This is a genomic window from Leclercia sp. 1548, assembly GCF_050435045.1.
GTDB lineage: Bacteria > Pseudomonadota > Gammaproteobacteria > Enterobacterales > Enterobacteriaceae > Enterobacter > Enterobacter adecarboxylatus.
Genome location: NZ_JBNDJP010000004.1, coordinates 81,203 through 104,641, shown reverse-complemented (window position 1 = coordinate 104,641; position 23,439 = coordinate 81,203). Strand labels below are relative to the sequence as shown.

Below are 23,439 nucleotides of genomic sequence, written 5' to 3'. Positions count from 1 at the left end.
TTCACCGAAGATAATTGTTTCGTTTCATCTCCCGCCAGCAGAGGCGGGAGATGATTCACATTGCAACCTGTCAAGGTCTTTTACCGGTGATAAAAAAACCAGATGATCAAACCTGCAGGCAGCCCCAGCCAGGTTAACTCAAGACATATCAACACATCTTTGAAAGAGAAGGGGAAATCCTCCTTCACATTCCATGCTAATCCCGCACCGACTAAACGGCCAAGGAGCGTCAGAATGAACACAGCCAGACCTATCGCGCAGCACAGGTAAACAAGGTTAATAAACGATTTAGTGCTGTTTTTCATTCTTACTACCGCTCTCTTTCAGCTTATCTGAAACCATACCCGACATCGCAGAGTCCCCTGCGTTACCCAATATTGAAGGTAAAGGGTGTTGTGGTACAGGTTTGGTTATTGTCCAGACGCCTGTTGGAACCCACTCGTACTGTTTTGATACCGGGTTGAATATTTTATCAAACGGCACTTTGATCATGTTCCCTGTAGCGAAACCTGCAGAAGCACCCGCCTTACTCAGTAAAGCTGCGAGCATAGGATCGTCGCCATTGATTTGAGCTTGATAGTAACCACCTGCTGCGTTCCATGTCACGGTTGGGTTATAACCTTTACCCGCGGTGATCGCCCCGATAACCCCAGATCCAATAAGATCGGCAAGTTTGACTTCACCCGTCGTTTTGTACTGAATACCTGCCCCTAAACCGACACCCACGCCCACAGCGATAAGCTGCTCTTTGGTGTTATTTACGGCGTTGGTCAGAATCGCTCGTCCGCCCATGATGATCACCGGCCATGAGGTTGGATCCATCACCACAGACAATACGCGATCCCCTTTGGTGATATTGTCCTGCAGGAATTTCAGGTCCGCGCCATTCAGATAATTCACCAGTGCCGCTGCCGTCGGATCTTTGAGTTTTTCATCCAGGCGGAACTGCCCCGGCTGCGGATCGTTGGCCACGTTGGTAGAGGCCTGGATCAGCTCCTGCCAGGTAACACAGGTCACCCCTCCGCCGGTACAGGCATCCGCAAGCTCTTTGCTCTTCTTATTACTGATTGCCAGATACTTCTCAACCACCTTCATGCAGTCACCGCCGGAGGCTTTACACTCCAGTAGCTCTTTATCTAGCTGACGTGCTTCTGCCGTACTTAGATAGTTATTCTCAACCGTCGTCTTACCCGCCTGCGCTCCCGCCACAGCAGAGGCAGAGCTGTCGCCCACCAGCCCACCGGACAGTCCCGCCGCCAGCGTTGCCAGGGCAGAAACCGTCTGCTTCTGGGTTTCGTCCAGCTCATCGGCAGATTTGCCGTACATCTCGGTGGCGATCATCCCCACCAGCTCGCCCGTGGCGGCACCGGCGGCACCCGCCAGCGCGTTTTGCCCCTGGGCGGCGGCCAGCGCGGCGTTGACCACCGCGTGGGCCGCGACTTTGCCCGCGTCGTTCAGGCCGCTGTAGTGACCAATCACCTCCGCCACGTACGGCGCAGCACCGCCAGCAAGGGCCGCACTGAGATCGCTCCCGGCCAGCCCCTGAACCGCCGCCGTCGCCGCCTGAATCGCCTGCTGATACTGACCGCCGGTGCCAAAGCCCGAGGCGCTGAGCGCGTCGTTGTAGGCCGTCTGGTAGATCTGGCCGTTGATGTCGCTAAGGGTCGCGGTTTTGCCCGGGTTGGCTTTTTCCCACGCGGCTTTCGCCTCCTGCAGATCCTGTGCGTTGACGTGATTCAGCTTCTCTTTCGCGGCGTTAGTGGCCCGGATGCTGCCCTCGGTGCGGGCAATATCGGCCACCTGATTACCAATCTCGCCGATCAGCTGCGCCTGCTGGAGTCGCTCCTGCTCTTTCTCTTTGTCGAAGATAGGGGAGAGCGTCTGGTTGGCGTGCGCCACGTCGCGGCTAAGCTGATTCACATCCTGAACCTGACGATCCTGGTCGCGGACGATCAGCGTACCGTCCGATACCGCCGCGTGCGTGGTGCTGCTGTCATGCCCGTCGCGGTTCGCGCCCACCAGCAGGCCGTTAGCCATATTCCCGGCAAACTGGCTGCCGATGCTGCCCCCGGTGCTCATGCCCACGCTCTGGTGTTCCACTTCGAAATCGGCGCGGTTTTCAATATCGCTAAAGCCGATGGTGCCGGTATCGAGACGGTTTTTATCAGCAGTTGCCGTCGAGCCAATCACCGCCCCGTTGAGCTGGGTATGCTCGCCCACGGTCACGTCGTAGCCGCCTTTGCCCGCGAAGATCCCGGTCTGTTCCACCACCGAGTCGTAGTTGCTGTGCATCTTGTCGCGGCTGACGTTGACGCTGGCCGAGCCGGTCATGGAGCCGATGCTGAAGCTCCCGCCCGCGCTGGCGTTCTGCTGTTTCGAGTCGTAGCGATCGCTGTCCTGCTCGGAGGTGAGCGTCAGGTTGCGGCCAATGTCCGCTTTCACGGTTTCGCCGCTCACCTGCGCCCCGGTCAGGGTGGCGTCACGTCCGGTCAGGAGATTCACCTGGCGGCCCGCGTCTACGGTAGTCTCGCTGTGGGTGGTGCCGTTGCCGCTCTCGTTGCCTTTGCCGCGGTTGACGCTGGCGGAGATGTTAAGGCCAAAGCCGCCGGAGCCCACGCCGATGCCAACCCCGACGCTGCCGCCCTTGCTCTCGTTTTTGCCGTCCAGCAGCTGGGTGTTTTGCGCCGAGCGCAGGTACAGATCGCGGTTGGCGGCAAGGGTGATATCGTTGCCCGCCTTCAGCTGGCTGCCTTCCACGGTCAGATCTCCGTCCGTGCCGCGCGCGCCGCTGCCGGTGGCGATCACGCTGAGATCGCGCCCGGCGTTAAGGGTGCTGCCTTGAGCGGTGTTCTGCTCGCTGTACTGGGTCGATTTCGACGACTGGCTGCCGTAAGAGAGGCTAATACCCACCGTGTTGGTGTTAGAGGCATCCGCGCCCATGGCCTGATCCAACCGCCCGGCCTGCGCGGCCTGTACGCCTGAGAGCGCCGCCTTCACGCCCTGCAATGCCTGCAGGCGGCTGCTGCCGGAGGATTTCGCCTGCTGGGAGGCCTCGACGGCGCTGTTCAGCGCGCTGCCGACGGTGCCGGAGAGCGCCAGCGTCAGCCCGGAGGTTTTTTGCTCCACCTCGTGGGTCTGCTGGCTGCGGTTGTTCACCGCCGTGATATCGACGTTTTTACCGCTGAGGACCATATCCTGACCGGCCACCAGATCCGAGCCGCTCACCGTCAGGCGATCGCCCGCCCGCAGGCTCAGGTTGCCATTGACGCTGCCCACCGTGCTGCCCGCCTGGGTGGCGTCTGCGCCGGTATCGGTGGTTTTGATGCTCTGGGTGCCGACGCTAAAGCCGATCCCGCCCGAGCTTAACAGCCCCGATTTTTTCTCCTGCTTCTGGTGCAGTTCGTTATTACGTTCGGCCTGGGTCTCGACGCTCAGGTTGTTGCCTGCCAGCAGGGCAACATCGCCCGTACCGGCCACGTTGCTGCCGCGCACGGTGAGATCGTTGCCGGCGGTCAGGTTAACAGTGTCGCCGTTCAGCTCGCTGCTCTGCACCGTCTGGCGGTCAATCTGGTCGCGGGTGGTCGTGGTGGTTTTCGACAGGAAGCCGTTACCGCCCACCACTTTATGCCGTTCGTCCAGATCCTGCGTATTCTCGCCCGCCGTCAGGGTCAGGTTATTCCCGGCGCTGACGTTCAGCGCCTCGCCAGCGGAGAGGGCGGCGGCGCGGGCGTTGAGATCGTTCCCGGCGGCCAGAGTGACGTCACCTTTACCCGTCACTTCGCTGCCGATGCTGTTGGTCTGCCCCTGTTTCAGGCTGTTATCGCCATCCCACACCAGATTATCGCGGCTGGCGGTTTCCACCGTATTCAGGGTCATATCCCGCCCGGCCACCAGCTGCGCTTTGCCGTTCTCGCCGCTGGCGATCACCTGCGCCCCGGTCAGGGTGATATCCCGCCCGGACTGCAACGCCAGCTTGCCGTCGTCGCCCTGGACGTAAATGCCCGAGACGCTGTTGATGGTGGTGCGGGCAAAGCTGTTCTCACCGTTCACGCTGGAGGCGCTGGTGGTGGTGCTGGTGAGAGTGATGTCGCGTCCGGCGCGGGCCAGCACGCTGCTGTCGCCCACGATGGCGCCGCCAATATTGTTGATATCGGTGCGGGCGTTCAGGTTGACGTCTGCCCCCTGAATGGTGCCGGTCTGGTTGGTGATGTTGTCGGCATCCAGCTGCAACACATTGCGCCCGGCAATCGTCCCGCGGTTAAACAGGTCGCCGTTGAGCTTAATGGAGACGTTGTTCCCGGCAATCAGCGCCCCGGAGCCGTCGATATCCCCCGGTTTCACTTTGGCGTAGACCTGCGGGACCAGTACGTTTTCCATTGAGCCGTTCGGCATCTTCACCTGGGTATTAACCAGCCAGACGATATCCCCGGTCAGGAGCGCCATCTGCTCCGGCGTCAGCGCCACGCCGAGCTTCAGGTCATACTGCTTGCCGAAGGTAATGCCGCGATCCATCAGCGCTTTGTACTGCTCTTCGTCGTTGTTATAGCCGTCGAGATAGCGCTGGCCGGTAATGCCAATCACCTGCTCGCGGATCAGGCGCTGCTCGTAGTAGCCGTCGCCCAGCCGCTTAAGGGTATTGTCGCCATCGGCGGTGAAGGCGTCCTGCATGTAGTCGCTGCCGAGCCACTGGCGCTCGTTGGTAAAGCGCGGATCGGTCTCCACCAGATACGGCACCTCCGCCGACGGGTTCACCTTGAACAGGCTGTTGTCCGGCAGGGTGGTATTCGGGCCGATAATGCGGATCGCGCCGTCGGCCGGGGTCACTTCAAACTGCTGCCCGGCAGGCGGGGTCACCGGCTCGCCCGGCGAAACGGTCTGCTGCGGCACAGGTTTCACGCCCGCAGCCTGCCCAATCGCCACGTCCGTTCCCTGCAACACCAGCGGAGTGATACTGAGATTGCTCCCCTCGACGCTGCCGTTGCTGACCAGTTGGCCCGGTTTCAGGGCGATATCCTGGATGGTAGTTGGCGGGGTGTAGGCCGTGCGATCGCGTCCCTGCTCGTCGTCGCCTTTGTGGCGAATACGGTAGTAGTGGGTGACGGTGCCCTTATCGGTGGTGTAACGCTTGCCGGGCACGTCGTCGTTCTGCACGCTGCCCATCTGGTCAATCGCCAGGGTGCCGCCTGCGATCACCTGACTCTTGTCGTTGAACAGCTTGTCGCCGGTCATCAGCAGGTTGCCGCCAGCGAGGATCTTCGCCGGGTCGCTCTCTTTGATGCGCGTTTCGTCGATCGTGCGGGTGTAGTCGTACTGGTTGAAATTGTCATTGCCGTGGCCGGAACGCTCTGGCGTGTTGAGGTTTTTCAGGCCATCGGAGGAGTTGTCATCCACCCACACACCTTGCTCAGTCGAACTCCAGCGGTTGGTTGAACCCGTGTGCTGGTAGTCGGTCAGATCGTCCTGCGACACCCGCACCACCTCGGTGGAGAAGTGGTCGTTGATGTTGTTGATCTGCCCGGCGGCAATCGCCATATCCCCGGCGGACTCGATGGTCGAGCTGTGGTTGTTAATGGTGCCCGCGCGGCCGGTGACGGCGCCGTTGTCGTCCAGCGCGCCGCCGATGGTCATGCTGCCTGCGCTGTAGATCAGGCCGTGGTCGGCGTTGTTCAGCGTCTGCACGCCGAGGTTCACACGCTCGCGCCCGGCCAGCGTCGCCGCGGTGCCGTTTTCGGCGAGGTTGTTAAAGGTATCCACATTTACGCCCACCGCGTCGCCGTAGATCCGCCCGGTACCGATGTTGGTCAGGGTGTTCGCATTGATGCGGGTGGTGATCCCGTCGATCAGGCCGGTATTGCGTACCGTGCCGGTGGCCGTCAGGGTGGTGCTCCCGGCATTGATTTCGCCGCTGGCGAGGTTGGTCAGATTGGCGCTCTGCACATTGAGGGCGCTGCCCGCCATCAGCTGGCCGCTGTTGGTGAGATCCCCGTCGGTGGTGAAGGTCAGGTTGCCGTTGGCGATGGTGGTGCCGGTGTTGTTCACGCCGTTAGCGCTATGGAGATCCATATCCCCCAGCGACAGCAGCTGGCCGCTGGCATCCAGCGACGCTGCGTCTACGTTCAGGGTTTTACCCGCTTTCAGGGTGCCGCCTGCGTTAACCAGATTCAGGCCGCTACCGCTAAGATCCAGGGTATCACCGGAGGCCAGCGCCCCGGCGCTGTTGTTCAGCACACCGCTGTTATCGATGCTCAACGTGTTATTCGCCAGAATGCTGCCGCGCTGGTTATCCAGGGCACCAGTATTGAGCGCCAGACTCTGGCCCTCCAGCCCCTGGTTTTCACCGAGCGTGTCGCGGTTAATAACGTTCAGGGCATTGAGGGTCACGCTTTTGCCGCTGCGGATCAGCCCCGAGACGTTCTCTACAGTCCCACGAGCGCTGTCGAGGAGCAGATCGCCCACCGACTGGATCTGCCCGCCGCCGTTTTGCAGGTTCTGGCTGTGCAGGGTGGTATCGGCTTCGCCAATCACCCGCCCGCCGCTGCGGTTATCAAGACGGGTGGCTGCAATATCCGCCGCGTCGCTGGCGGCCAGGGTACCCGCCTGGTTATTGAGGCGGTCTGCCGAGAGGTTCAGCGCCCCCAGGCTGTTAAGGGTACCTGCGCTATTATCGATGGTACTTGAGGTGACGTTCACGCCGTCGCCCTGCACCACGCCTTTATTATTGATGAGCTGCGTGGTGGTCAGGGAGAGGCTCTGCGTCGCCGCCAACTGCCCGGCGGTATTGTTCAGCGTATCGCCGTCAAAGGTGAGGCTGGTACCAGAGAAGGTGGTGCCCTGGCTGTTATCCAGCAGGCCGCCGCTCAGGGTCATGGCCCCGACCGATTTCAGCGCGCCGCCGTTATTGCTGAGACTGTCGAAACCGGCGTTCAACGACCGGTTAGCGCCAATCTGGCCGTCGGTGTTGTCGATAGCACCCGCGTTCAGGCTAAAGTCGCCTTCGCTTGCCAGCAACCCGCTCTGGTTGTTCAGCGCACCTGCGCTCAGGCTGAAGTCGCCGTTGCTCGCCAGGAAGCCGCTCTGGTTGTTCAGTGCGCCGCTCTCAAGGCTCAGGGAACCTTGAGAGAGCAGGGAGCCGGAACGGTTGTCAAACGCGCCGCCGTTCAGGGCAAGGGTTGCGCCATCGGCGACAATCACCCCCTGCTGGTTGTTAAGGCTCCCGGCGCTGATGCGCTGGGTTTTTGCCGCCTCGATGCGGCCTTTGGCGTTGTTCACCGCCTGCTGGCTTTGGATTTCACCCTCGCCCGTCGCGGCAGAGATCAGCCCCTGCTGGTTGTTCACGGCCCCGGCCTCCAGCCGGGTATTGCCCGCCACCGCCACGATCTTCCCTGCGGTGTTGTCGATAGCCCCGGCCTGCAGCCGGGTATCGCCTGCCACCGCCATAATCTGCCCTGCGGTGTTATCGAGGGTGTCAGCCTTGAGCTGCACGCCGTTCGTCGCGCCAATCTGCCCCTGCTGGTTATTGATGTTGCCCGGCAGATCGACAGTCAGCGCGTTGCTGCCACGCTGGACGATGTTGCCTTTCTGGTTACTGAGGTCGTGGGCGCTGAGGTTAATCGTCTCCGCGCTCAGCGTGCCCCCGGCGTTGTTAAGTAATTTCCCGGTGCGGACGGTCATTTCGTTGGCGTTGACCTTCGCGCTGGCGGTGTTCACATCCCCCGCGCCGCCGTCCAGCAGGAGGCGTTTGCCCTGGGTCTGGCTGCCGCTGACGTCCACGCCCTGGCCACGGACGCTAAGATCCCCGCCCGCCAGGGTTTGCCCGTGGGCGCTCAGCTGGCCGCTGGTGCTGAGTTCCAGATCGCCCGCGTCGGCGAGCTTGCCGTCGCTTTTCACCCCGGCGGCCAGCACGCTCTGCTGGCTCCCGGTGAAGCTTGCCGCATTGACCCGGACATTGCTGGCGGCAGTGATGACCCCGCTGTTGTTCATGTCGCTGGCGGTTTGCAGGCTGACGCTATCGCTGGCACGAAGGGTGCCGCTGTTCTCAATGCGTCCGTCGGCGGAGAGGGTCACGGTGCCCGCCTGGGCACCGATGGCCCCGGCGTTACGCACCCCGACGCCGCTCTCGGTGCCGATCATGCGGATCTTACCGGCATACATGCCGCCGAGGCTGGCCACGTCCACCGCCAGTTGTGGGCGGGTGGCGGGATCGTCGCTGCCTTTTTCGATGACCTCGTGGGCCGCATCCACCTTGTTGCGCCCGGTGGTGACCTTCAGATCCTTGGCCCACAGTCCGGCGTTAACCTTCACCGAGCGGGCAATAATGTCGGTGTAATCCGCGCCGGAGGTATCCATCCCCGCGCCGTCCACCACCACCTCGCCGCGCTCGACGTTAAAGCCGGTCAGCGCGCCGTCTTTCATCTGCGGCTGGCCGGTGGTGAGGGTAGCGCGGTTGGCGTTAATAAAGCCGCAGCCGCTACAGGTGATGCCCGACGGGTTGGCGATCACCACCTGGGCTTTTTTACCGGCGACTTCGATCATGCCGTTCAGCTTGCTCGGGTCGCGGGAGCTGACCTCGTTGAGGATCACTTTGGCTTCGCCTTTCGCCAGCCACGGGTTGCCCGCCACCATGCCGCCCAGATTGGTCTGCACGTTTTTGTGCGAGTTGTTGAGGATCGCCCCTTTGCTGTCCACGTCGAACTGGGTGTAGTTGTTACGTGATACCCCGGCGCCGGACGGGGTCTGGATGTTGACCTGCGGCGTGCCGTTGGCGCTGTTCACTACCGTCGGCTGCTGGTTTTTTGGCGCACCGGCGTCCGCCACGATAGCGGCCTGCGCGGTCTGCACGGCCCCCATCGCCAGCCACAGGCTCAGGCTGATGGCGCTCACCTTGCCGATAAGCTGGCTGTGGGTATGGCCGATGCCGGAAGAACGTGACGAACCGGCGCGGCCGGAGCGGGCGATATCCGCCACCACCATCAGCATGCCGCGCGCTTTGTTGAAGACAATTCGGTACAGGTTCTTATTCATGGTTCGTTCCTTTAAACGCTTCCGGCAGGCTCACGGTGAGCGGGTGATTCTGTTGCCACTCTCTGGCGTGTTGACGGCTGACGTGGCTGCCGTGGAACAGCATCACGCGCTTGCCACGTTCTGCGCCGCGGTGATACAGCGCGCGGCAGACGTGGTCGGGGAAGATATCGCGGCGCATCAGGTTGTACATCGCGGGGGTATGGCCGAAGGGGGCGATCCAGTCGCTGAACCAGATCCGCTCTCCGCTATCCCAGTCTTCTTCTTTCATCTCGATGGCGGGGCGGGTGAGGTAGCGGGCTTCCGCCTCCTCATTCATGCTGGCCCAGCTGAGGAAAAAGACTGGCCGATCGTTTTCGCTCACCAGCACGTACTGCTGGCGTTTGATGATCGGCAGCAGCAGGGTGGGCAGGGCATGCAGCGGGGCGTCCCGGTGCATCGGGGAGTGCATCCACAGCCAGACGGTGGCCCCCAGCACTTCGGCCTCGCTCTCCTGGCCGCCGAGGATCAGCGGCGCTTTGATATCCAGATGTCCGACGCGCATCACCAGCTCCAGTTGAGGTTAAAGCCGAGCGTGAGATCGCTGGTTTCAAAGCCGTCCGGCTTCGAGAATGGCGTTCCGGCGAACAGGTCATAGCCAGTGTTGAAGGCGTTGCCGCGCAGGCCCGCCACGCCGCCCGCCAGGTGTTTACCCACCTGCAGGTCGGAACTGTAACCGCCCACTTCGCCGTAATCGGCACCCAGATAGAACTCCTGGTTCGGCAGCGGCGTGCGCCAGGCCAGATCGTTACGCACGTACCAGCCGTGGCTGGCGCTCAGGGTGCGCTCGCCGTCAAAGCCGCGTACCGTCCAGCGGTTGCCAATGGCGAACTGATCCTGCGGGGTCAGCGGCGTGTTGCTGATCTGGCGCAGGTACTGCACGTTGTAGCGGAAGTTTTGCGTGCCGATGGCAAACGGCAGATCGAGCTGGCCGCTTATCAGGGTAATTTTGCTGAGCGCAGTCGCATCGCCCCAGAACTCTTCCGGCGCAGGCTGTGCGCCGAACCAGCGGGTGCCGCGCTGATAGCTGATGCCCGCATCCAGCGTGGCCTGGCCGATGTAGTGGCGATGATCCAGCCCGATGCGCCAGCCCGCGGTCTGACGACGCTGGACGCCCACTTCCGTGTCATCGATAAAGTTGCGGGTCTCCCGCGCCAGCACGTCGTAGCTGAAGGTGGTTTTTTGCGAGCCGCTGCGGTGCAGCACGCGGCTGAGCTGGATATCGAGGTTTTTGCTTTTACCGCTGTAGCGATAATCGCTGTTCAGCCCGGCGACGGTCTGGTGGTAGTCATAGTCGCTGCCGGTGACGCCCAGCATCCAGTAGCCAAAGGGCACGGAGTAGTGGGCCGTGTAGTTTTTGCTGCCTTTACCGCCCTTGTCGTTAAGGTCGTGGCTGGCAGAGACATACAGCAGGTCGCTCAGGGAGAAGGGGTTATCCAGCGACAGCGTGACGCCGCCCTGATAGCGCCCGGTGGTTTCGGTCCCGGCATCGTCCAGCGACAGGCCGATACGCCACATTTTGCTCTGCTTACGGGTAATCACCACGTCGCTCTCGCCCGGGTTCTCTCCCGGCAGCAGCTCCATATTGGCCTCTACCGTCGGCAGACGTTGTAAGTTTTCCAGCCCCTGTTCAATATCGCGCAGATCCAGCAGGTTCCCCTCGTGGGCCGGGAAGGCGCTGTACAACTGGATATAGTCATCGCTCTCTTTAGTGAGCCGCACATGGCGGATGGTGCCCGGCACAATGGTGAGTTTCAGCGTTCCGCTTTTCAGATCCTGCGACGGGGCCAGCACGCGGGTGGTGATCCAGCCGTGGTCAACGAGGCGGTTCTGCATCGTGCTCATCAGCAGATTGATCCCTTTGCCGCCCAGACAGCGCCCCTGCGCCTGGTCCGCAATCCTCTGTAGCGGCACCCAGTGGGGCAGGGCTTGCTGGCCGCTCAGTTCGACGCGGTTGATCGGGAAGCAGGGGGATTCCGTCGGAAACGCAATCTTGCCAAAGCCGGATGACGGCTCAGAAAGGCGTATATCGGGAACAGGCGGGGTTAATTGCTGTTCCAGGGCTTTCTGACGCTGCTGCTGAATAATAAATTGATTATCTGGCTCCGCTGCCTGGGCAGGGATCATTAAAGACAGGCCAGAGGCTGACGCTATTATTATGGCGATATTGTGTCGGGCTTTCATCGGCGGATCCGTGCTGTGTAAGCAAAAAGAAGACAATGTGAATTTGTGTAAAATTGTTTAAGTATTGCGAGGGGAAGGAAAGGGGGATTAATCCTAAAGCACAGAATTATCCGAGTTTCAGGCTCCTTAATTCTGGTAGGTTTGCGCCGGGAAAGAATATATCGGGGGTTTCACGTGGATTGCGGGAAATATCCACGTGAAACTTAAGTGAAATTAATGCTTATTTCTGAATGCGGTCAACGCGCACAACCGGAGGCGTTGATTTTTTATCCAGGCTGCCGTTAATGCTGATCATATTATCGGGCTGGACGGTGCGGCCATCAAATACGGCCTTAGGAATTACAGTATCAATGGTGCCGGTTTTATCGCGGAATTTAAATTTATCCCCTTCGCCGCCATCAATGAGATTACCCCGTAAGGAGATCGTGGCGCCATCGTGCATGTCTTTGGCCTGCTCCACGGTCATGATTCTGGCGTCTTCCGCCCCGCGATAGCCATCATCCAGGGAGTGTGGCGCTGGAGGAGCAGTATCTTTTTTAAGTCCACCATTATCTTCGGCATATGCCGTTGAGATTAAAAGACAACACAATAAGGGTGCGACGGTTAATTTCATACTGCCTCCTTAGTTTAACTTGCTTGACAGATTAAGCCTGGTTGCTATTTTTTATTTTGCAAACAAGAACACTCCTAATCAAATTTATCTATAAAAATCATCTGGCTGCATAATATTAATTAACGAGACGGTGAGGTGATATATGGCAAAAGTAAAAGAAAGTTCCCCTCCTTTGCCCGGTGTGAAACAAAACCATACCGCTCTGCAGTTTGAATACGATGCCCGCCGCTTCGGTTTTGTGCTGTTATTGTTGATTATTGCCGCTGCGCTGGCAGGCGTTTTTTCAGGTGGTTATTTTAGCGACGCAACAAAAACCAACGTCGCCAAGAGTGTGCAGGTGAAATATCAGCGCTTTGGCCGACTGCAAACGCCCCTTGAGCTGAAAATTACGTTGCCCGGTCAAGGCACTGCGCCGCTGACGTTGCGTGTCGGTGGAGAATATATGGCGCGAACGCAAACCGATAATATCTGGCCGCAGCCTGATGAAATGCACAGCGAGGGTGGGGAGCTGGTGCTGGTTTATCAGGAGGCAAAACCACGCAAAGATTTTAACGTCTGGATCTATAACACCCCGGATAAACCCGGTAAGACCGTCACCACCGTCACCGTAAATAATCAGCCGGGTCTCTCTTTCTGGCAACTTATCTACCCGTAGGGAACCAGCATGGAAATGATACTCAGGGCGGTGGCGATTTATCTGATTTTGCTGGTGGTGTTTAAAATCGCCGGAAGGCGGGCGCTGCTGCAAATGACCAGCTTTGATTTAATCCTGTTATTGATAATTAGTGAGGCCACGCAGCAGGCGCTGTTAGGGGATGATTTTTCGGTGACCGGTGCCATGCTAACCATTATTACGCTGGTGGTGATTGATATGCTTTTCGGGCTGGCAAAAAAATACATTTCCGGTGCGGAATCCATGTTCGATGGCTCGCCGGTTATTCTGGTGGTGCACGGTGAATTACAACAAGAGAAATTAAAGAAAGTGGATGTCTCCTGCGACGATATTCTGGTATCGGCCCGACAAAATCACGGCATATATCAGCTGGAGAAAATTAAATACGCAATCCTTGAACGTAATGGGCATATATCGATTATTCCCGAAGAGAGTGAATCATGAAAGAAAATATCTGGAACCAGGCCAAAACCACCAAGGAACTCACCCGCCAGGTGTCAACGGTGTTGACCGACTTAGGCTGGCTGCTTACCACGGCAGAGTCCTGTACCGGTGGCAATGTGGCCTCTGCACTCTGTGCAGAAAAGGATACTGCCTCCTTCTTTGGCACCGGCGTGGTGACCTTTAACAATGAAGCTAAACACAAGGTGTTGGGCGTCAGCAATGCCACGCTTGAAAAGTACACCGCCGTAAGTAGCCAGACGGTGGGCGAGATGGCCGAAGGGGCACTGAAGCTGGCCGATGCGGATGTCAGTATCGCTATCAGCGGTTACGCGGGGCCGGATGGCGGGGAGGATGGCACTCCGGCGGGCACCGTCTGGTTTGGCTGGTGCTTTCGCGGCGAAGTGACCACCGCCGTACAGCACTTTACCGGCGAGTGTGAAGATGTGATCGAGAAAGCGGTTCGCTATGCGCTTTCTGAACTGTTGCGGCAGGTGCCGCACTGGAAAAAGCAGTTGCATTAAGGAGAGGCTATGAGTGTGGTGGTAATTACCGGCGCAACGGCTGGGGTAGGGAAAGCAACCGCGCTGCGTTTTGCGGCGGCGGGATACGACGTGGGACTTATCGCCCGCGATGATCATAGTCTTGAGGCCACGCGGGCGGAGGTGGCGAACTATGGCGTCAACTGCCATGCGGTGAGTGTGGATGTGGTGGACGCCACGGCGCTGAGCCAGGCGGCTCAAACCCTGGCCGACCAGCTGGGCGCTATCGACGTGTGGATAAACAACGCCATGTGTACCACCCTGGCGCCGTTTTACAGCATCACCGACGATGAGTTTCGCCGGGTAACGGAGGTGACCTATCTGGGCTGCGTTAACGGCACGCGGGCCGCAATGGAGCAGATGATCCCCCGTGACAGCGGGGTGATTATCCAGGTCGGCTCCGCGCTGGCCTACCGCTCCATTCCACTCCAGTCGGCCTACTGCGGCGCCAAGGCGGCGATCCGCGGCTTCACCGATGCGCTGCGTACCGAGCTGATGCACGAGCGCAGCGGCGTACACCTGGCGATGGTGCAGATGCCGGGGCTGAACACCCCGCAGTTTGACTGGGCGCGGAACAAGTTTGCTTACAGTATGCGCCCGGTTGCGCCGGTCTTTCAGCCGGAGGTCGCCGCCGAGGCGATTTACGGCGTGGCACAAAAGCCGGTGCGCGAGCTGTGGGTGGGGCGCAGCACCATCGGGGCGATTGTCGGGCAGTTTCTGTTCCCCGGTCTTCTCGACCGGATGATGGTGAAAAATGCCTGGGAAGGGCAGATGGAGGAGGCGCTCAACCCGCCAGACAGACAGGATAATCTCGCCAACCCGGTCGGTGGCGAGCATCGGATACACGGTCATTTTTCACCGGAGGCCAAATCCCGGGCCGCAGCCATCACCTCCGGCGTGCCGGGTAAAGTGCTGGTGGGTACCGCGGTGGTGACCGGGCTGGTACTGATCGGTAAGTTGATAGGGCGGCGGAAGTAGTGTTACAGGCCGGGTAAGCCTGAGCGCCACCCGGCGATCCCTGCAAAGTACCCCTCAAGGGCCGAGAGATCTCCACAAAAATAGTGGCACGGTCAGCCCCCTCTCCCCTTTGGGGAGAGGGTTGGGGTGAGGGGAACAGGCGACTCAGGTGGCGGTTCCCTTCACCTTACGTTCTGTACTTCTCTGCCAGCCGCAAGGGAGAGGGGCACTTTCATGTTATTCAGTGATAACCCTCGGTATCCGTGACCTTGCCGCGGAACACGTAGTAGCTCCAGGCGGTGTAGACCAGAATCAGCGGAATAATCAGCAGCGTACCCACCAGCATAAACAGCTGGCTGGACGGCGGGGCGGCCGCGTCCCAGATGGTGATGCCCGGCGGGATAATGTTGGGCCACAGGCTAATGCCCAGCCCGCTAAAGCCGAGGAAAATCAGCCCGAGCGTCAGCAGGAAGGGGCGAGCGTGACTGTGCGGGTTACGGGTGAGCCGCCAGATCAATACCCCGCATACGGCCACCAGTATCGGCACCGGCAGGAAGTAGAAGAAGTTAGGCAGCGAGAACCAGCGGTCGGCCACAAACTGCCAGCCGAGAGGCGTCCAGATGCTGACCACCGCCACGACCGCCAGCAGCGCCAGCAGCACATGGCGGGTCAGGTCGCGCATATGGCGCTGTAACGCCCCTTCGCTTTTCATGATAAGCCAGGTGGTGCCCAGCAGGGTATAAGCCACCATCAGCCCCAGCCCGCAGAACAGGTTGAACGGCGTCAGCCAGTCCAGCGCGGAACCGGCAAAACGACGGCCCTCCACGTCGAAACCGTTAATCATCGCCCCCACCACAATGCCCTGGCTGAAGGTCGCCAGCAGCGAACCGGCGGCGAAGGAGATGTCCCAGAAGCCGCGGTGCGACGGCGTGGCTTTAAAACGAAACTCAAAGGCCACGCCGCGGAAGATGAGACCAATCAGCATGGCAGTCAGGGGGATCGTCAGGGCGTCGATAATCACCGCATAGGCCAGGGGGAAGGCACCAAATAGCCCCGCGCCCCCCAACACCAGCCAGGTTTCATTCCCGTCCCACACCGGCGCGACGCTGTTGACCATCACGTCACGCGCCTGCGGGTCACGCTCAAAGTAGAAGAGCATGCCGATACCCAAATCGAACCCATCCATGATGATGTACATCAGGGTGGCGAAGACGATGATGGCAAACCAGATCACTGAGATATCGACGCCCATTATGGTTTCTCCTCTTCCGGTACCGGTTCTGCCGCCGAGAGCGGACGCGCGGGTCTGCCGTCAGTATTCAGGGAGAGATTGTCGGTAGGCTGCGGTCCTTTCTTAATTAACCGCACCAGGTAGACATACCCCACGCCGAACACCGAGCAGTAGACGACAAAAAACGCCAGCAGACTGATGCTCATCTGCAAGGTACTGTGCAGCGACACCGCATCAATGGTGCGTAGATAGCCATAGACCACCCACGGCTGACGGCCCACTTCGGTGGTGATCCAGCCCGCAAGGATGGCCACCAGCCCGGCTGGCCCCATGCTCAGGGCAAACCAGTGGAACGCACGGGAGTGATACAGCCGGTGGCGATGGCGCAGCCACAGGCTGACAACGCCCATCAGGATCATCAGCAGCCCGAGGCCGACCATCACGCGGAAGGACCAGAAGACGATCAGCGAGTTGGGTCGCTCATCTTTCGGGAAATCTTTCAGCGCCGGGACCTGCTTATCCAGGCTATGGGTCAGGATCAGGCTGCCGAGCGCCGGGATCTCCAGCCCGTATTTGGTGCGCTCCTCCTCCATATCCGGCACGCCAAACAGCAGCAGCGGCGTGGCTTCACCCGGTGGGTTCTCCCAGTGGCCTTCTATGGCGGCGATTTTCGCTGGCTGGTGTTCGAGGGTGTTCAGACCGTGCATATCCCCGACGAAGGCCTGAATCGGCGCAACCAGCAGCGCCATCCACAGCGCCATCGAGAACATTTTGCGCACCGCCGGGCTATCGTTACCGCGCAGCAAATGCCAGGCCCCCGAGGCACCCACAAACAGGGCGCTACTGAGGAAAGCGGCAATGGACATATGGATCAGGCGGTAGGGGAAGGAGGGGTTAAAGATGATGGCGAACCAGTCTTCGGGGATCACCTGGCCGTTCTCGATGCTGAACCCCTGTGGAGTGTGCATCCAGCTATTGGAGGCGAGGATCCAGAAGGTGGACATCAGGGTGCCCAGCGCCACCATGCAGGTGGCAAAAAAGTGCAGGCCTGGCCCGACTTTGTTCCAGCCAAACAGCATCACGCCGAGGAAACCCGCTTCGAGGAAGAAAGCGGTTAAGACTTCATAGGTGAGCAGCGGGCCGGTGATACTCCCGGCGAACTGGGAGAATCCGCTCCAGTTGGTGCCGAACTGATAGGCCATTACCAGGCCCGAGACCACGCCCATGCCGAAGTTAACGGCGAAGATTTTTAACCAGAAGTGATACAGCGAGCGCCAGACGTCATTTTTTGTCTTCAGCCACATGCCCTCGAGCACTACCAGATAGCTGGCCAGACCGATGGTTAAGGCCGGGAAGATAATGTGAAACGACACTGTGAAGGCGAACTGAAGCCTGGCGAGATGGAACGCATCGAGTTCGAACATCGTACTCTACCCCTGTCAGCGAAATGCCCCGTAAGGAACGGGGCATTGTGGTACAGCATTTTTTCTTCGGTGCAGGGTTACGGTTTTTCTTTACCGGCCCCCAGCTCAGCACCCGTCAATGGATTGGCATCCGGATCTGACTCAGTACGGGCCGCCATTGCTTTCAGCATAGCAGCCTGCTCTTTAGTGAGCTTGACCTGAGCCGTACCATCGCCACCGTCAACGGCGGGTTGCGGATCGGCAACGTACTCGAAGTTTTCGTCGCTGTTCCAGCTGCCGCGAAGATCATCACCTGCAGACATATTGTAGTAGGTGGTTGCATATTGTTCGATTGGCGGCAGTTTCCCCGGTGGGAAATTATTGCGAATCGACTGCAATGCTTTCTCAAACGACAGCTGGTGCGCGGCTTCACGGGTCATCAGGAACGCAAGGGCATCTTTTACACCCACATCGTCAGTGACGTTGATCAGGCGTTCATAGATGATCTTGGCGCGCGCTTCGGCCGCGATATTGGAGCGCAGGTCGGCTGTGGCCTCACCAATGGTGTCAATATAGGCCGCAGTCCAGGGTACGCCCGCAGAGTTGGTCAGCGGCGGCCCACCCCCGTACAGCAGGGAGGTGATATGGCTATCGTTACCGTTGGCCGTCAGGGAGCGATACAGTTCCGCTTCACTTTCGGTGCCTTCGGCCAGTTCGCCTTTGGCACCTTTATTCAGCATACCGACCAACGTACCGATGATTTCAAGGTGGCTCAGCTCTTCGGTAGCGATATCCATCAACATCTCTCTGCGCGCGGGATCGTCGTCCCCCAGCCCCTGCGTGAAGTAACGGCAGGCGGCGGCCAGCTCACCCTGAGGGCCGCCAAACTGTTCGAGCAGCAGGTTCGCGAGGCCGGGATTCGGCTCGGCGACGCGAACGGTGTATTGCAACTGTTTTACGTGTCGGAACATAGGCTCACTCCTGGGTTATTTTTTAGCTTCCACGCCATCAGCATCTGAACGCAGGAGGAATTGCTCGGTGGTATCCGGGATATGCTGGATGAGCCAGTCGGCCATACGCTGTTCTTCCGCAAGGATAGACTCGATAGCAGGCACTGACGCCATGTCCCCGGCTTTTTTCGCCGCGGCCAGCAGGGAGGTATAACAGGCAATTTCAAACTGCTCGAAAACGTAGCCGCTAATAGAGCCTTTCACAATTTCGTCCGACGTGACCATGCCGCCGACAGACTGGCCGAACGCCATCATTTTGCTCATGGAGTCTTTCAACATCGAACGAGAAATATCGTTACGATCAAGGATCTCTTCCAGCACAGTAATCTGCTGTTTGGTTTCAGTAATATGCTGTTCTATGCGGGCGCGAACATCAGGATAATTGTCGATGCGGCTCGCCATTGATTCGAGCATAGATTCAGCTTGCTTTTCCATGGCGTGAGCATCGCGTAGCCAGTCATGGTAGTGTTCTACGTGATTCATATTTTCTTCCTCGGGTTCGGTTAATTCAGGCTTACTTTTCTGCTTTCTGATTAATATTACCGACGGCCAGATCGGTCAGTTTAAGATCGGTGGATTTCTCTTCTTCCAGCGTCTCGGCTAATAATTTTACCGCCTGGGTATAGCCTAATTGCTCTGCCAGGGTGGCGAGGGTGCCATAGCTGGCAATCTCATAGTGTTCGACTTTCTGCGCTGCCGCGATTAACGCCGCATCGCGCACTTCATTTTTTTCTGTGCTTTCAAGGACTTCATTGGCTTCTTCAATCAAGCCTTCCATTGCAACGCACTTCATTCTTTTCAGTTTAATATTGGGCGTTTTCTCCACGAGCTGATCGATACGCTCAATCTGGCCGTGGGTCTCTTCCAGGTGCGCTTTAAACGCAGCGCTCAGATCCGGGCTGGCAGCTTCGCGGGATAATTTCGCCAGAGCACGGGTAAGCTGTTTTTCTGCACTGTAAGTGTCCGATAGCAAGTGAATAAACACATCTTCTATACTTTTCATGTTCATATGCTTTTCTCCAGTGACATAAAAATTCTGCGAGCCCGCGGACCCGCAGATTACCGATTAAAGTGAATAACAGGCTTTAATAATGAGATGAATTAAGAGTTGTCGGATTTGCGTCCGCCACCATGGCTATGCTGACCACCCTTTTTACCTGCTTCAGATGCGCGCTGCGGGTCATTTTTGAAATTACCGCCGCTTTGCTGTCCACCTTTTTTACCTGCTTCAGAGGCCTTTTCACGGTCCTGTGAGAAATTACCTGAACCACCACGTTGCTCTGCCATATTATGTTTCCTCATTTACATCGTTTATGTCAGTAGATACGTTTTCATTCGTATCCGGTGTCGTTCAGAATTAAATTTAGTCACTATTTTTAAATCGTCAAACCGGAGTTTTTCCAATAATTTCCAGTACGCATGATGAGTTGGAGAAAATATCGGCTCGCTTGTTTTTATACTATTTCTCTACAAGGTTATGTTATCAAACGACCTTCCGTGAGGGCGGCTTTGCCTGTTTTTCTGTGTCTCGCTGAAGCGTGCGAGTCCAGGCGTGGCGGGGTTCTTTACGTATGTTTACAAAGGTGTTAACGGATCCATAGTGCATAAAAAATTAAAATACGTGGGATTAGTCTTAATTGATTTTTATATTATTCACATCTTATAAGGGCGACTAAAAAATAATCTAGCGAAGCGGGTGAGTATATTATGCATAGATTACAATGATTCATTGAAAAGGGTACTTCTAAAAGAGTAAGCGAAGGGCGAGATTAAATACCCTGATAAAGTATGATGGTGAAGCGGGTGCCATAGGCAATACTGAGCCGGAGCGGTGACACGGTGTCATCCAGGTGCTGCAACGGTGAACCATATGATTGATTTCATTTCGGGTATCTTGATCCATACGCCTTTCTGGGTCTATCTCATCCTGCTGTTTCTCCTCAGCCGGGGCATCAAGGCGCGTAAGCCCGCCACGGTGACGCTGGAGAAGCTGGCCATCATCCCGGCTCTTTTTCTGATCTGGGATATCTACGATCTGCTGGTATTCCGCACGCTGACGCTGGCGACCGGCTCCCTGTGGCTGGTGGGGCTACTCAGCGGCGCGGCGATGGGCTATATCCTGATCAAACGCACGGCGATTGCGCGCGCCGCCGCGCCGCGCAGCCTCTATCGTGCAGCAGACTACTCCGCCCTGCCTTTTATGATGCTCGCCTTCGCGGTGAAGTACGTGCTGGGGGTGATGAGCGCCATCGCACCCGAGGTGCTGCAGCGCCCTGGGGTGAGTGCGTTCGTCATTATCACCGGCGGGCTGTTCGCCGGGGTGTTTGTCGGCAAGTTTGTGCGCTATGTGCGGGTGTATCTGGCACCCGAGGTGCAGCAGGTGGGGTGAGTTCAGTTGCCGGATAAGCGCCATCATCCGTTCTCCACTTCCCGGACCCTCAGCAGTTTGCCGTCACGCCCGCGTTCTGGGGGGCGTACCCGGTCGCGCACCGGATGGAACGCCTCAGAGTAGCAGGCTACCCGTGAGAGAGATTTTCAGAACGGGCTGGCACTGCGAACAACCATCGGCTCCCCGCTAATGGGATGGACAAAATGCAGCTCGCTGGCGTGCAGCATCAGTCGCGGCGTCTTTTCGGTGCCGGGGGGCAGAAGCCCGCCGTACAGGTCGCAGCCCAGAATGGGGTGGCCCAACTGCTGGCAGTGAATACGCAGCTGGTGGGTGCGCCCGGTCTCCGGGATGAGGACGACCCGCGTCACCGGCACGTTTTCCTGATGATAAAAGCGCTCGATGACCCGATAGCGGGAGCGGGCGGGCTTGCCGCTGATGGCGCAAATCGACATCAGCGGGAACAGGGCCGGATCTTTGGCAATGGGGGCGTCTATCACCCCGTCGTCATCGGCCAGATGGCCGCAGAGCAGGGCGGTGTAGATCTTGCTGACGCTGCGCTGGCTGAACTGCTGGCAGAGGGCGGCATTGATCGCCTTGTTACGGGCAATCACCATCAGCCCGGAGGTGCCGAAATCCAGGCGATGCACCAGGGTGCAGCCGGGAAACGTCTGTACCAGCCGGTGATGCACGGAATCGAGGTTTTGCGGATTCTTCCCCGACAGGCTGAGCAGCCCGCTGGGCTTATTGATCAGCACCAGATGATCGTCCTGCCAGAGCGTCTCTATCGGGGTGTGGCACGGCGGGGCAATAAAGGTATCGATAATGGCAGACATCAGGCAGACCGGAGGAAAAAAGAGGAGGGGATGATACCCAATTTGCCGCGCGCTGGCGAATGGGCTTGCCGGGTGGCGCATGGCTTACCCGGCCTGCGAGGGAGGCAGGCCGGGCATGAGGTTAGTCGCTTGCGGTTTCCGTTGCAGGTTCACCTGTCGTTTCAGGCGTTCTGCTGCTGGAGTAGATAAAGAAAAGGGCGATCCCCAGGCAGAGGATGGCGCCGAGACGGCTCATCGAGAAGGGAATCGCCGCGTTGCCCAGCCAGCCAAAGTGGTCGATCAGCATGCTCATGGTCAGTTGCCCGAAAATCACCGCCACCGTGGCGACCGCCGTACCGATACGCTGCACGGCAAATACCATGATCACGATATAGGGCACCCCGAACATCGCGCCCAGCAGCTGCCATTTGGGCACATCCAGCAGGGTGACCGCCTGTTTCGGCTCAAAGAAGAAGATCAGCAGGGCGGTGATCAGCGCGCCGACGGAAAAGGTCAGAAAGGCACTTTTAAAGACCCCAACGCTGCTGCCCAGCTGGCCGTTAATGGCGGCCTGAATGCTCAGGGTGGCTCCCCCGATCACCGCCAGAATAATCATAATTAATGTCATTGTTCTTTTACCCCTGTGCAACCAGTACCAGCGCGGCGATGATGAAGCCCAGCGCGATGATACGTTTACTGTCAATTTTGCGGTGTGGCGTTCCCAGCAGACCATAGTGGTCGATGATCAGGCTCTTAAAGACCTGGCCCGCCAGGATGCCAATCATGGTCATGGCGATGCCAATCGCGGGTGTGGCGATGGTCAGGATAATCACGTAGACCGGGCCGAGCACCCCGCCCAGCAGCTGCCATGAGGGCTGGGCGAAAAACGACGGGCTGTTGCGCGGGCTGAAAAACAGCATCAGCAAAAACGTCAGGGCGGCACCGACGCCGAACACGCTGAACGTTGCCCACAGATCGCCCACTTCACCGCCGAGCGGCCCCAGCAATCCTGCCTCCACGGACAGCCCCATGCCGCCCGCAATAACGAATAAAATCAATATCAGTTGCATACCACGCCATCTCTCCATTGTTCAGGCCGGGAAGCGTACGCCTGAACATCAGTGAGAAAAATGCCATAATGCAATAAACACCTGTGCAGGAAATGCATCAATGTACGACGCGACAAACATCACCATTCGCTGGCTGCTGATCTTTACGGCAGTCTATGAGACCCAGAATTTTTCGGTGGTGGCACGTCGGGAGGGGATTTCAGCTTCGCAGGTTTCCCGCATCATTCACCAGCTTGAGGATGCGCTCGGCCAGCAGCTTTTCTACCGCAATACGCGGGCCATTATCCCGACCGAGAGCGGGCATCTCTTTATCCGTTTTGCACGACAGATGCTTGGCAATCTTGACGATGCGCGCCGGGAGCTGGATGAGCGCAAGCGGGAGCCGTCCGGCGTGGTGCGCATTAACGCCCCGGTCTTTTTTGGCCAGCGGCATATCGCCCCCGGTCTCCCCGGCCTGACGGAGCGTTATCCCCGCCTCAGCATTGAGCTGACGCTGACCGATGATTACATCGATCCCCATCGGGATGCCGCCGACGTGATCTTTCGCATCGGCGCGCTGACCGACTCCACGTTTCACGCCCGGGTATTGGGCCAGCAGTTTTATCATCTGGCCGCCTCCCCGGCTTATCTGCGTAAATACGGCGCGCCGGAAACGCCGGACGACATTGTGCAGCACAAATGCCTGATCTATCGCGGCTCGTCCGGTCCCAACCGCTGGCTGCTGCGTCGGCCCGGCGAGGCGTGGACTCACTATCCCGTCTCTCCGCTGATGTCCTCCAATAATGCCGAAACCCTGCTTATCGCCGCGCTGGGCGGGATGGGGATAGTGCTGTTCCCGGACTGGCTGATTGGCGACAGGTTCCACAGCGGTGAGCTGGTGAAACTGCTGCCGGAATGGGAGACCTCCATCAATACCGAACCACTCACCATTGCGGCGATCTACCCCCATACGCGCCATCCGCCGCTGAACGTGCGGGCGGTGATTGATTACTATGTTGAGACGTTTGGGTCGCCGCTTTACTGGCAATCAGCAGTGAATGAGCCATTAAAGGAATAA

Annotated in this window: 20 protein-coding genes; 6 read left to right on the top strand and 14 right to left on the bottom strand. The window is 58.6% G+C overall.

The genetic code is table 11. From position 1 onward, the window contains the following. Positions 1–80: 80 nt before the first annotated feature. From ABIE02_RS13060 to ABIE02_RS13040, 5 genes are all read right to left on the bottom strand, one after another. Positions 81–305, bottom strand: a complete 225-nt coding sequence (locus ABIE02_RS13060; RefSeq protein WP_032613411.1) for a hypothetical protein — start codon at positions 303–305, stop codon at positions 81–83. After that, a complete protein-coding gene (locus ABIE02_RS13055) occupies positions 289–9,021 on the bottom strand; it encodes a hemagglutinin repeat-containing protein (protein ID WP_429211290.1) in 8,733 nt (2,910 codons plus the stop codon). The genes ABIE02_RS13060 and ABIE02_RS13055 overlap by 17 nt, the downstream gene beginning before the upstream one ends. After that, complete coding sequence (locus tag ABIE02_RS13050; RefSeq protein WP_032613408.1) at positions 9,014–9,562, bottom strand: toxin-activating lysine-acyltransferase; 549 nt, start codon at positions 9,560–9,562, stop codon at positions 9,014–9,016. Before ABIE02_RS13050 ends, ABIE02_RS13055 begins: the two co-directional genes overlap by 8 nt. Next, positions 9,562–11,241 carry a ShlB/FhaC/HecB family hemolysin secretion/activation protein gene (locus tag ABIE02_RS13045; RefSeq protein WP_375341680.1) on the bottom strand — a complete coding sequence of 560 codons (1,680 nt, stop codon included), beginning with the start codon at positions 11,239–11,241 and terminating at the stop codon, positions 9,562–9,564. The genes ABIE02_RS13050 and ABIE02_RS13045 overlap by 1 nt, the downstream gene beginning before the upstream one ends. Before the next feature lie 220 nt (positions 11,242–11,461). Next, positions 11,462–11,854 (bottom strand): YdeI family stress tolerance OB fold protein, encoded by a 393-nt coding sequence (locus ABIE02_RS13040; RefSeq protein WP_336658169.1) that lies wholly within the window; start codon positions 11,852–11,854, stop codon positions 11,462–11,464. A 142-nt stretch (positions 11,855–11,996) separates the two neighbouring features. Here ABIE02_RS13040 and ABIE02_RS13035 point away from each other — a divergent pair, with 142 nt between their 5' ends. Genes ABIE02_RS13035 through ABIE02_RS13020 form a run of 4 tightly spaced genes read left to right on the top strand, consistent with a single transcriptional unit; the run spans position 11,997 to position 14,488 of the window. Beyond that, a complete protein-coding gene (locus tag ABIE02_RS13035) occupies positions 11,997–12,509 on the top strand; it encodes a hypothetical protein (protein WP_336658170.1) in 513 nt (170 codons plus the stop codon). Positions 12,510–12,518: 9 nt separating this feature from the next. Then, complete coding sequence (locus tag ABIE02_RS13030) at positions 12,519–12,971, top strand: DUF421 domain-containing protein (RefSeq protein WP_032613400.1); 453 nt, start codon at positions 12,519–12,521, stop codon at positions 12,969–12,971. Continuing rightward, positions 12,968–13,492 (top strand): 2-oxo-tetronate isomerase, encoded by a 525-nt coding sequence (locus ABIE02_RS13025; RefSeq protein WP_032613397.1) that lies wholly within the window; start codon positions 12,968–12,970, stop codon positions 13,490–13,492. Before ABIE02_RS13030 ends, ABIE02_RS13025 begins: the two co-directional genes overlap by 4 nt. A gap of 9 nt (positions 13,493–13,501) precedes the next feature. Beyond that, positions 13,502–14,488 carry an SDR family oxidoreductase gene (locus tag ABIE02_RS13020; protein WP_032613395.1) on the top strand — a complete coding sequence of 329 codons (987 nt, stop codon included), beginning with the start codon at positions 13,502–13,504 and terminating at the stop codon, positions 14,486–14,488. A 220-nt stretch (positions 14,489–14,708) separates the two neighbouring features. Here ABIE02_RS13020 and cydB read toward each other — a convergent pair whose 3' ends face one another. The 6 genes from cydB to ABIE02_RS12990 all read right to left on the bottom strand — a co-directional run bounded on the left by cydB (position 14,709) and on the right by ABIE02_RS12990 (position 19,398). Further along, positions 14,709–15,719 carry a cytochrome d ubiquinol oxidase subunit II gene (gene cydB, locus ABIE02_RS13015; RefSeq protein ID WP_032613386.1) on the bottom strand — a complete coding sequence of 337 codons (1,011 nt, stop codon included), beginning with the start codon at positions 15,717–15,719 and terminating at the stop codon, positions 14,709–14,711. Further along, entirely contained in the window at positions 15,719–17,122 is a 1,404-nt protein-coding gene (locus tag ABIE02_RS13010) for a cytochrome ubiquinol oxidase subunit I (RefSeq protein ID WP_032613384.1), read from the bottom strand. Before ABIE02_RS13010 ends, cydB begins: the two co-directional genes overlap by 1 nt. A 77-nt stretch (positions 17,123–17,199) precedes the next feature. Further along, a complete protein-coding gene (locus ABIE02_RS13005; RefSeq protein WP_032613381.1) occupies positions 17,200–18,072 on the bottom strand; it encodes a manganese catalase family protein in 873 nt (290 codons plus the stop codon). Positions 18,073–18,087: 15 nt separating this feature from the next. Next, entirely contained in the window at positions 18,088–18,594 is a 507-nt protein-coding gene (locus tag ABIE02_RS13000) for a ferritin-like domain-containing protein (protein WP_032613379.1), read from the bottom strand. 31 nt (positions 18,595–18,625) lie between these two features. Next, positions 18,626–19,120, bottom strand: a complete 495-nt coding sequence (locus ABIE02_RS12995) for a ferritin-like domain-containing protein (protein WP_103792496.1) — start codon at positions 19,118–19,120, stop codon at positions 18,626–18,628. Between the two features lie 92 nt (positions 19,121–19,212). Continuing rightward, a complete protein-coding gene (locus ABIE02_RS12990; protein WP_032613375.1) occupies positions 19,213–19,398 on the bottom strand; it encodes a general stress protein in 186 nt (61 codons plus the stop codon). 583 nt (positions 19,399–19,981) lie between these two features. Here ABIE02_RS12990 and ABIE02_RS12985 point away from each other — a divergent pair. Further along, positions 19,982–20,500 carry a hypothetical protein gene (locus tag ABIE02_RS12985; protein ID WP_103792495.1) on the top strand — a complete coding sequence of 173 codons (519 nt, stop codon included), beginning with the start codon at positions 19,982–19,984 and terminating at the stop codon, positions 20,498–20,500. Positions 20,501–20,646: 146 nt separating this feature from the next. Here the strand turns inward: ABIE02_RS12985 and ABIE02_RS12980 are convergent, their stop codons facing one another. The 3 genes from ABIE02_RS12980 to ABIE02_RS12970 all read right to left on the bottom strand — a co-directional run bounded on the left by ABIE02_RS12980 (position 20,647) and on the right by ABIE02_RS12970 (position 22,382). Continuing rightward, positions 20,647–21,333, bottom strand: coding sequence for an RluA family pseudouridine synthase (locus ABIE02_RS12980; RefSeq protein ID WP_032613374.1), 687 nt, complete (start codon positions 21,331–21,333; stop codon positions 20,647–20,649). Between the two features lie 121 nt (positions 21,334–21,454). Beyond that, positions 21,455–21,940: a DMT family transporter gene (locus ABIE02_RS12975; RefSeq protein WP_032613372.1), complete on the bottom strand. Its 486-nt coding sequence runs from the start codon at positions 21,938–21,940 to the stop codon at positions 21,455–21,457. A gap of 7 nt (positions 21,941–21,947) precedes the next feature. Beyond that, complete coding sequence (locus tag ABIE02_RS12970) at positions 21,948–22,382, bottom strand: DMT family transporter (protein ID WP_032613369.1); 435 nt, start codon at positions 22,380–22,382, stop codon at positions 21,948–21,950. 100 nt (positions 22,383–22,482) lie between these two features. Here ABIE02_RS12970 and ABIE02_RS12965 point away from each other — a divergent pair, with 100 nt between their 5' ends. Further along, on the top strand, positions 22,483–23,439 hold the full coding sequence (locus ABIE02_RS12965) for a LysR family transcriptional regulator (protein ID WP_336654175.1): 957 nt from the start codon (positions 22,483–22,485) through the stop codon (positions 23,437–23,439).

What these genes read in the sequence shown, in the direction of transcription:
- ABIE02_RS13060 (WP_032613411.1), bottom strand. Translation starts at nt 305, where the DNA reads ATGAAAAACAGCACTAAATCGTTTATTAACCTTGTTTACCTGTGCTGC.
- ABIE02_RS13030 (WP_032613400.1), top strand. Translation starts at nt 12,519, where the DNA reads ATGGAAATGATACTCAGGGCGGTGGCGATTTATCTGATTTTGCTGGTG.
- ABIE02_RS13000 (WP_032613379.1), bottom strand. Translation starts at nt 18,594, where the DNA reads ATGAATCACGTAGAACACTACCATGACTGGCTACGCGATGCTCACGCC.
- ABIE02_RS13040 (WP_336658169.1), bottom strand. Translation starts at nt 11,854, where the DNA reads ATGAAATTAACCGTCGCACCCTTATTGTGTTGTCTTTTAATCTCAACG.
- ABIE02_RS12980 (WP_032613374.1), bottom strand. Translation starts at nt 21,333, where the DNA reads ATGTCTGCCATTATCGATACCTTTATTGCCCCGCCGTGCCACACCCCG.
- ABIE02_RS13005 (WP_032613381.1), bottom strand. Translation starts at nt 18,072, where the DNA reads ATGTTCCGACACGTAAAACAGTTGCAATACACCGTTCGCGTCGCCGAG.
- ABIE02_RS13025 (WP_032613397.1), top strand. Translation starts at nt 12,968, where the DNA reads ATGAAAGAAAATATCTGGAACCAGGCCAAAACCACCAAGGAACTCACC.
- ABIE02_RS13010 (WP_032613384.1), bottom strand. Translation starts at nt 17,122, where the DNA reads ATGTTCGAACTCGATGCGTTCCATCTCGCCAGGCTTCAGTTCGCCTTC.
- ABIE02_RS12975 (WP_032613372.1), bottom strand. Translation starts at nt 21,940, where the DNA reads ATGACATTAATTATGATTATTCTGGCGGTGATCGGGGGAGCCACCCTG.
- ABIE02_RS13035 (WP_336658170.1), top strand. Translation starts at nt 11,997, where the DNA reads ATGGCAAAAGTAAAAGAAAGTTCCCCTCCTTTGCCCGGTGTGAAACAA.
- ABIE02_RS12965 (WP_336654175.1), top strand. Translation starts at nt 22,483, where the DNA reads ATGTACGACGCGACAAACATCACCATTCGCTGGCTGCTGATCTTTACG.
- ABIE02_RS12990 (WP_032613375.1), bottom strand. Translation starts at nt 19,398, where the DNA reads ATGGCAGAGCAACGTGGTGGTTCAGGTAATTTCTCACAGGACCGTGAA.
- ABIE02_RS13020 (WP_032613395.1), top strand. Translation starts at nt 13,502, where the DNA reads ATGAGTGTGGTGGTAATTACCGGCGCAACGGCTGGGGTAGGGAAAGCA.
- ABIE02_RS13045 (WP_375341680.1), bottom strand. Translation starts at nt 11,241, where the DNA reads ATGAAAGCCCGACACAATATCGCCATAATAATAGCGTCAGCCTCTGGC.
- ABIE02_RS12995 (WP_103792496.1), bottom strand. Translation starts at nt 19,120, where the DNA reads ATGAACATGAAAAGTATAGAAGATGTGTTTATTCACTTGCTATCGGAC.
- ABIE02_RS13055 (WP_429211290.1), bottom strand. Translation starts at nt 9,021, where the DNA reads ATGAATAAGAACCTGTACCGAATTGTCTTCAACAAAGCGCGCGGCATG.
- ABIE02_RS12970 (WP_032613369.1), bottom strand. Translation starts at nt 22,382, where the DNA reads ATGCAACTGATATTGATTTTATTCGTTATTGCGGGCGGCATGGGGCTG.
- ABIE02_RS13050 (WP_032613408.1), bottom strand. Translation starts at nt 9,562, where the DNA reads ATGCGCGTCGGACATCTGGATATCAAAGCGCCGCTGATCCTCGGCGGC.
- ABIE02_RS12985 (WP_103792495.1), top strand. Translation starts at nt 19,982, where the DNA reads ATGATTGATTTCATTTCGGGTATCTTGATCCATACGCCTTTCTGGGTC.
- cydB (WP_032613386.1), bottom strand. Translation starts at nt 15,719, where the DNA reads ATGGGCGTCGATATCTCAGTGATCTGGTTTGCCATCATCGTCTTCGCC.